The organism is Caulobacter sp. P1_B12_2, assembly GCF_056406675.1.
In genome coordinates this window covers 1-7,021 of record NZ_JBFTZS010000239.1, presented here as the reverse complement: position 1 = coordinate 7,021, position 7,021 = coordinate 1, and the positions used below count along the sequence as shown (strand labels likewise).

The 7,021-nt window shown below is 66.0% G+C and carries 7 protein-coding genes; 5 read left to right on the top strand and 2 right to left on the bottom strand.

The genetic code is table 11. The features are described 5' to 3' along the window. The 5 genes from AC1DZ6_RS15255 to AC1DZ6_RS15235 form a co-directional block, all read left to right on the top strand. Positions 1–456 (top strand): hypothetical protein (locus AC1DZ6_RS15255; RefSeq protein ID WP_477098009.1); only part of this gene is annotated, 456 nt, incomplete at its 5' end. A 13-nt stretch (positions 457–469) separates the two neighbouring features. Continuing rightward, positions 470–1,501 (top strand): hypothetical protein, encoded by a 1,032-nt coding sequence (locus AC1DZ6_RS15250; RefSeq protein WP_477098008.1) that lies wholly within the window; start codon positions 470–472, stop codon positions 1,499–1,501. 106 nt (positions 1,502–1,607) lie between these two features. Further along, entirely contained in the window at positions 1,608–2,768 is a 1,161-nt protein-coding gene (locus AC1DZ6_RS15245) for a hypothetical protein (RefSeq protein WP_477098007.1), read from the top strand. 61 nt (positions 2,769–2,829) lie between these two features. Further along, entirely contained in the window at positions 2,830–4,278 is a 1,449-nt protein-coding gene (locus AC1DZ6_RS15240) for a Dyp-type peroxidase (protein ID WP_477098006.1), read from the top strand. Positions 4,279–4,286: 8 nt separating this feature from the next. Beyond that, positions 4,287–5,054, top strand: coding sequence for a thioesterase II family protein (locus tag AC1DZ6_RS15235; RefSeq protein WP_477098005.1), 768 nt, complete (start codon positions 4,287–4,289; stop codon positions 5,052–5,054). A gap of 60 nt (positions 5,055–5,114) precedes the next feature. Here the strand turns inward: AC1DZ6_RS15235 and AC1DZ6_RS15230 are convergent, their stop codons facing one another. Next, positions 5,115–5,585 carry a hypothetical protein gene (locus AC1DZ6_RS15230; protein ID WP_477098004.1) on the bottom strand — a complete coding sequence of 157 codons (471 nt, stop codon included), beginning with the start codon at positions 5,583–5,585 and terminating at the stop codon, positions 5,115–5,117. A gap of 75 nt (positions 5,586–5,660) precedes the next feature. Then, positions 5,661–6,965 (bottom strand): thioester reductase domain-containing protein, encoded by a 1,305-nt coding sequence (locus AC1DZ6_RS15225; protein WP_477098003.1) that lies wholly within the window; start codon positions 6,963–6,965, stop codon positions 5,661–5,663. Positions 6,966–7,021 lie beyond the last annotated feature (56 nt).

Genomic DNA, 7,021 nt, shown 5'->3' with positions numbered 1-7,021 from the left:
GTGCTGTCCCTCTACCGCGCGCTGGTCACCGTGGAGACCCTGGCCAGCGAGCTTGGCCTTCCGAACGGTTTGCGCGACGTGGGCGGCCGGTTCTTCGCCGAGCTGCGGCGCGACGAGAAGTTCGACCAGTTGTTCGATCGCGACAGACTGCAGCAACTGCTGCTGAACACCCTGACCCTGACCCAGGACGGCCCGGCGCAGCTGGCTCAGATCCTGGCCGACGCCGCCGACGGCAGCGTGCGGCTACGCGTGGAGTCCACCGACGCGGCCCGTGTCGTCCGGGCTCAGAACCGGCGCGCGCGGCTTTGGACGGCGGCCATTCTCGCGGTCAGCGTCGCGGTGCTGCTGACCATTCCCAACCTGCCCGTGATGTTCGGCGTGCCGCYGGCATGGCCACTGGGCGCGGCGCTGGGCGGGCTCTACCTCGCGTGCGCCGTCCTCTGGCGTCGACTCTAGACCGGGAGCGCACATGCAGTTCGTGTTCGACGCCATAGGCCGGGTCAAGCGGCGGCAACCCAGCGAGGCGCAGCGAAACGTCGACGCCGAGGTGCATCAGCTGGTCGAACTGCTGCGCGAGGCCGCCAGCGGCGGGGTCGCCGAGGGCCTGGGCGCGGCGCTGAAGAACCTGGCCGAACATGGGCCGGACATCGAGCGCGGGGTCGTCGCCTGGATCGAGCTGATGGAGGTCCTGGTCCAGTCCGCCGAGCAACGCTACCCCAACGGCAATGGGTCGCGAAAGAAGGGCCAGGTCCGCGCGGCTGTGCACGCGATCTACAACGACGCCGATCTGCGCCTGCCGGGCGTGCCGCGCGACCTCACCCCCTTGGTCATCAACGTGACCATCGACTGGGTGATCGACGCCCTGGTCGACAGTGTCCAGACCTATGGCCTGTGGGATTCCAGCCGGCCCGACCACTGGTCGCTCGACGGCGCCTTGCGGGCGGCTGGAGCGATCATGCTCGATGCGCTGCAGCCCTTCTTCCGCCTGCTCAACTGGATCTACGCCAGGCTCCACTATGTCGAGCCGTTGACGCCCGAGGTGAAGGCCGCGGTGCAGCGGGTCAAGGACGCCGGCCTGGTTTACGACAAGCGCACCCTGGTCAAGCCGGCCACCGATGTCTTGGTGTTCATCGGCCAGCACGCAGAGCAGATGACCGCCGGGGTGAAGGCCTTCTTCGAGGTGGTGGCCATGACCGAGCGGCTGCGGGCGGCCAGCGGTCCCGAGAAGAAGGTCTATGCCAGTCAGGTGGTCAAGGCGGCGCTGAAGGAGTTGGGCTTCCCGGTGGACAACATCCTGATCGGGGCGATCGCCGACGTGGTGATCAGCGCCGGCATCGAGTCCGCCCTGAACCTGTTCAAGAAGCGCGCCCCGAACAGCTTCCAATCCCGCTCGGCGCTCGCGGGCGGAACACTGCGGGCGCCCTACCCGAAAACCCAGGACCCCTTCGCCCGGCGTCAAGGACCCCGGCGCCCGCAAAAAGTGCAACCTTTCAGTTTGTGAACCATTGCATCCATTTTTAGTTGAGCGTCTCTTGAGGCGAGGTTAGGCTCGGATCGGGCTGAACGTCATGCGGCGTGCAGGTGTTTGTCGAAATTCGAGGACGGACATGAACTCGCTGACCGTGTACGTGAAAATCAAGTCGGGACACGTTGAATCCCTTCGGGGAATCCTGGAAGACATCAACGCCCACCAGAGCAACAACAAGTATCTTCAGCTCAAGAACGACAAGCTGACCCACTGTTCACGCTGGGTGATTGTCGAGGACGAAGTCGGGCCAGGCGCGAGACTGCTGCTTGCCATCGAATTCGATGGCGATCTGACCGATTACCTCACGCACCAGATGGCGATCACCCCGGGTCTGGACAAGATCTGGGGCCATTGCGAGGGCTATCCCGGCAAAGACGGCTTCATCGACTACATCCGCAAGACCGCCTTCCCGACCCAGGCCTTCTACATCGCCTTCCGCGATGAAACCGTGGCGTCGATCAAGAGCAAGATCGCGGTCCGCGAACAGCTGGAGGCCCTGCTGGACGCCGGCGGGTCGACCCTTCGGTCCGTGATGACCGTTCTGTCGCGTCTGCCGCGCGTTCCGGGATTCTGGGCGAACCTGTCGGCCTTCGTGGCGCGCACGCGGGCCGACTTCCACAACGCCTGGATGTCGCTGGCCTTGGCGATCGTCAAGCCGATCAGCCAGATCGGTCAGACCAAGAACTATTCGAAAGTGACCTCATTCGAGGACAACCCGCTCACGCCGCGGGCCCAGAAACTGACCGCCATAGACGGCCAGATGGTGACGATCACCACCATCAAGCCCTGGCTCTATTGGCGCGTGCGCCTGGCGTTCTGGGTCAACGAGTTCCTCGGCAAGTACGGCTGGTCGGCCGGGCAGTTCGCCGACGTCGGCACCCTGCACTCCTTCCGCTGGGTGCTGATCGACAACGACAAGCGCCTGATCTTCCTCAGTGTGTTCGACGGCTCTTGGCAGAACTACATGGGCGACTTCATCGACAAGATCATCTGGGCGCTGGATGGCGTCTACAACAACACCTTCGGCTATCCCAAGGGGGGCATGGCCGACGTGTTGCCGTTCCAGCGGTGGATCCTGAATCACCAGTACGAGCCGCAGCTGCTGTTCAAGTCCTATCCCAACGAGACGGTGCTCAACCTGATCCGCGACCGCACCAGCAACGCCAACCTCGCCGAGACGCTGCAGGCCGGCCTGGCGCTCGAGAGCGCCAAGGTCCGCGAAACGCTGACGGCGCTCTGACCCCTCGACCAAAGGCCCGCTGACCGAAAGCCCCCTGCACCGAAAGAAGGAGCGTCGCACGATGGAAACGATGGAAGTCGACCGTTCCGACATTCAGGGCATGCTGGTCAGCGCCTACAGCCACCTCAAGCGCTCGGCCTATCTCTTCCTGCAATTCCACGACGCCGTCGGCGCGCGGCAGTGGCTGGCGCAATTGCTGCCGTCCGTCAGCTCGGGCGAGCTCTGGCCCACGGGCCCCGACGGGAAGAAGGTGAAGCCGCCCCAGTCGATCAACATCGCCTTCACCTATACCGGTTTCGAGGCCCTGAAGCTGTCGCACAAGACGCTTGAGAGCTTCCTGCCGCCCTACACCCTGGGCGCGGCCGCAAGGGCCAGCGTCTCCGGCGACGTGGGCAACAGCGCGCCTGAGTTCTGGGAGTTCGGCGGTCCCAACACCGCGCCGGTCCACGCCATGCTGATCGTCCAGAGCCGAGGTCCGCGCCACCTGAAGGACTTCGAGAAGGTTCTGGACGAACTGATCGCCGCCAGCGACGGGGCCGTCTCGATCATCGCCACCGAGTACGGCTATCGGCGCGAAGAGGCCAAGGAGCACTTCGGCTTCCACGACGGCCTGTCCCAACCCAACATCGCCGGCGTCGGCATCCAGAAGGCCGACGGCCAGCTGGCCGCCGAAACCGGCGAGTTCATCCTGGGCTATCTCAACGCTTACGGGCTGTACCCGACCAGCCCGATCGTGCCGGCTTCCGAAGACCGGCATCACATCCTGCCGAAATTTCCCGAAGGCGCCCTCCCCGACTGCCGGGATTTCGGCAAGCACGGCACCTATGTGGTCTATCGCAAGCTGGAACAGGACGTCGCCAGCTTCTGGCAAGCCATCCAGAAGGCCGCCGAAGACGACCAGGCCGAGATGCTGAAGATGGGCTCGAAGTTCCTGGGCCGCTGGCCCAGCGGCACGCCCGTCACCCTGTCGCCGGACATCGACCCGGTCCAGTATTCGGACGAGAACGACTTCCAGTTCATGGCGTTGGATCCGGACGGCGCCCGCTGCCCGGTAGGCTCGCATATCCGGCGCGCCAACCCCCGCGACTCTCGGGTCAACGACACGCCGCAGTCGTCACTGAACACCTCTAGCCGCCACCGCGTGCTGCGTCGCGCCATGCTGTATGGCGATCCGTTGATCACGGCCGAAGACACCGAATGGCCGCGGGCGCCTGTCGATCTCAAGGACGATGGCGTGCCGCGCGGCCTGCAGTTCGTCGTCCTGAACGCCGACATTCAGCGCCAGTACGAATTCGTGCAGCAGACCTGGTTCAACGTCCCGACCTTCAACGCGGAGTTCGCGACCAAGGACCCCTTCGTCAGCGACAACAACGGGACAGGCTACATGACCCTTCAGGCCGAGCCGTACCGCAAGCGCATCCCGCACATGCCGCGTTTCGTCCACACCCGCGCCGCCGCCTATCTGTTCATGCCCAGCCTGACGACGCTGCAGTTCATGACGCAGCTCTGACGCGGATCGTGGCCCCGCCGCGCACGCCCGTCCGCCAGGGCGCCGCCCTGTGGCGCTACCCGCGGGAAACGCCGGCGGCGGTTCGGCTGATCTGCCTGCCGCACGCCGGCGGCGGCGCGTTTCTTCAGCGGGGTTGGCCCGCCCTGCTTCCCCCGTCGATCGAGCTGGTTTCCGTCGAACTGCCCGGCCGCGGCACGCGGATGCGCGAACCGTCGGCGACGGACGTGCGGGCCGTTGCCGCCGCCCTTCAGGAAGATCTCGCCAGGTTGGAGGACCTTCCGCTCGCCATCTTCGGCCACAGCATGGGCGCGGTCCTGGCCTTCGAGCTGGCCCTGCTCAGGCAGAGTCTAGGGCGGACACCGCTCGCCCTGTTCCTGGCCGGCTGCGCGGCGCCCGAACGCCTGGCCGCGCGACCGAAGATCCATAAGCTGGACGACGACGCATTCCTGGCGCGCCTGGTTCGGCTTGAGGCGATCCCCGCCGAGGTTCTGGCCGATCCCGACCTGAGGGCCATGGTGCTGGGCGTGCTGCGCGCTGACATCACCATGCTGGAGACCTATGTCGGCGCAGGCGGCGCGGCGGTGGACTGTCCGGTCTGGGTTCTGGGCGGCCGCGACGACGACGCGGCGACGGCCGACGATCTTCAAGCCTGGCGCGTCCATGCGCGCGCCGACTTCGAGCACGCCGAGTTCGCCGGCGGCCATTTCTTCGTGAACAGCGAGGCGAAGTCGCTGGTCGATCTCTTGGGAAACCGCCTCTTGTCGCTTCTGCGATAGGCTAGCCGAGCGCGGCAGGCCAAGGACCCGCCGCGCCCGTCATTCCCTGTCGTCAGAGACCTAGTCGTCGTCCTTGTCGTCGTGGCGATCGGTGTTGTCGCCCTGGCGATAGGTCTTGGAATAGCGGTCGGCCGCCCGCGCCGGGATGTCGCTGAAGCGGTCCAGCGCGCTGGCGAAACCGTCCGCGACATCTTCGGGAAGCCGGGTCGCCAGCGAGGTGACCGAGCGACGGCCGCCGCGCGAACGGCTTTCGTTGCGGTCGATCACTTCCTCGCTGAAGGCCGAGATCGAATCCGCGAACAGGCGGACGAATTCGAAGGAGGCGAGCGTCATGCCGCGCGCCACCCGAACCGCCGTATCGCCCTTCGAGCGCCGCGCGTCATTGAGGGAGTCGGCCACATGCCGGCCCCTGCGCTCCACATCGTCGTCGGTGTCGGTCTTCTTCAACCGGTCGCGCTCGGCCTCGAGCCGCTTCACGCGAGCCCGCAGCTTGGTGACTTCGTCATCGACCGTTTCGGTTTGCTCAGCCATTTTCAACATCCCTTGGTTGCTGTTGAACTTGAAAACTATCTTAGCTTGTTACGCCCCTGGGTTCAGAACACTTTTTCATCCGCCGCGACCCAACCGACGTCTTTGTTCATCCAGCGTCAGCCCCGGCGGCGGCAGAAACCCGCGCCGCACGAAATGCTGCAACGATAGATGGAATTGTTCATAGCCATAAGGCGGACAGGCGATGTCCGTGCCGACCAGCGCCTGCTGGAGCCGTGTGGTGTCGAAGCGTGGCAGCACGACCTGGTCGAACTTGCCTTCGGTGAAGAACGGCCCCAGGGCGAAGCCGCCGGGCACGGCGTCCACACGCCGCTTCCAGTCCACGAAATCGACCGCTTCGAGCGGGTAGCCGGCGCTGGCCGTCCAGTCGATGACCTGGCGCCAGTTGACGCCCGCCGGATCCACCAGGTGAAACACCCCGCCATCGGCTGGTTGCTCCAGGGCGACGTGCACGATCGCCCGCGCGACATGGTCGATGGGCGCGCCCGAAATCATGAAGTCCAATGCGGGCGCCTGTCCCAGCCCTATGCACCCCCTCAGCATCTGGCTGAGATAGTCGGCGATGTTGAAGGCGCCTGTGCGGCTGTCGGGTCGTGTGTTGGGACGATAGACGCCGACCGGCACGCCGCGCTCAGCCGCCAGATGGACCAGCTTCTCCGCCACCCATTTGCTCTGGGCGTAGCCGACCGCCAGGCTGCCGCTGGCTTCCAGCGGCTCGGTTTCCAGCACCGCCCCGCCGTCACGGCCGGCGGACGAGAACACCCCGACGGTGGAGATCAGGTGGAATGCCTTCAGCCGGTCGGTGGTGGCCAGGCGGAGCAGCTCCAGCGTGCCGTCCACATTGGCCGCCTTCAACGCGGCATAGGGATAGGTCCATTTCACCAGGGCGCCGCAATGGACGATGGCGTCGACCTCGTAGGCCAGCCGCGTGAACGTCCGGTCGTCAAGTCCCAGGCGTGGGCTGGCCAGGTCGCCGACGACCACGCCGATCCTGGAGTCACGGACCGGAAGATCGTAGGCCGCCAGCGCCTCGTCCACGCGCGTTTCGGCTTCGGCTGGATCGCCGGCCCGGACGAGGCATAGCACGCGCTCGACCCCGGCCTCGACCAGGGCCGCCGCCAGATAGGCGCCGATGAAACCCGTGGCGCCGGTCAGCAGAACCGTCCTCGCCCGTTCGACGGCGGGCCTCGTCCCTCTATGATCGATATCCGGGGGAAGGACCGCCTCCGCCAGCATGTCCGCGACGGTCATGATCTCCGCCGACGGCGCGCCGACGGCCTCGCGACGGGCGCGTAACATCTGCATCAGCAGGGCCCGTTTGGCCGGAGAGATCTCGGCGAGGCGGAGGCCCGGATCGCTCATAGCGAACCCTCCGCCACCCGGGTTTCGGCCTCGTCGTCGGTCAGATGCTCCAGAGC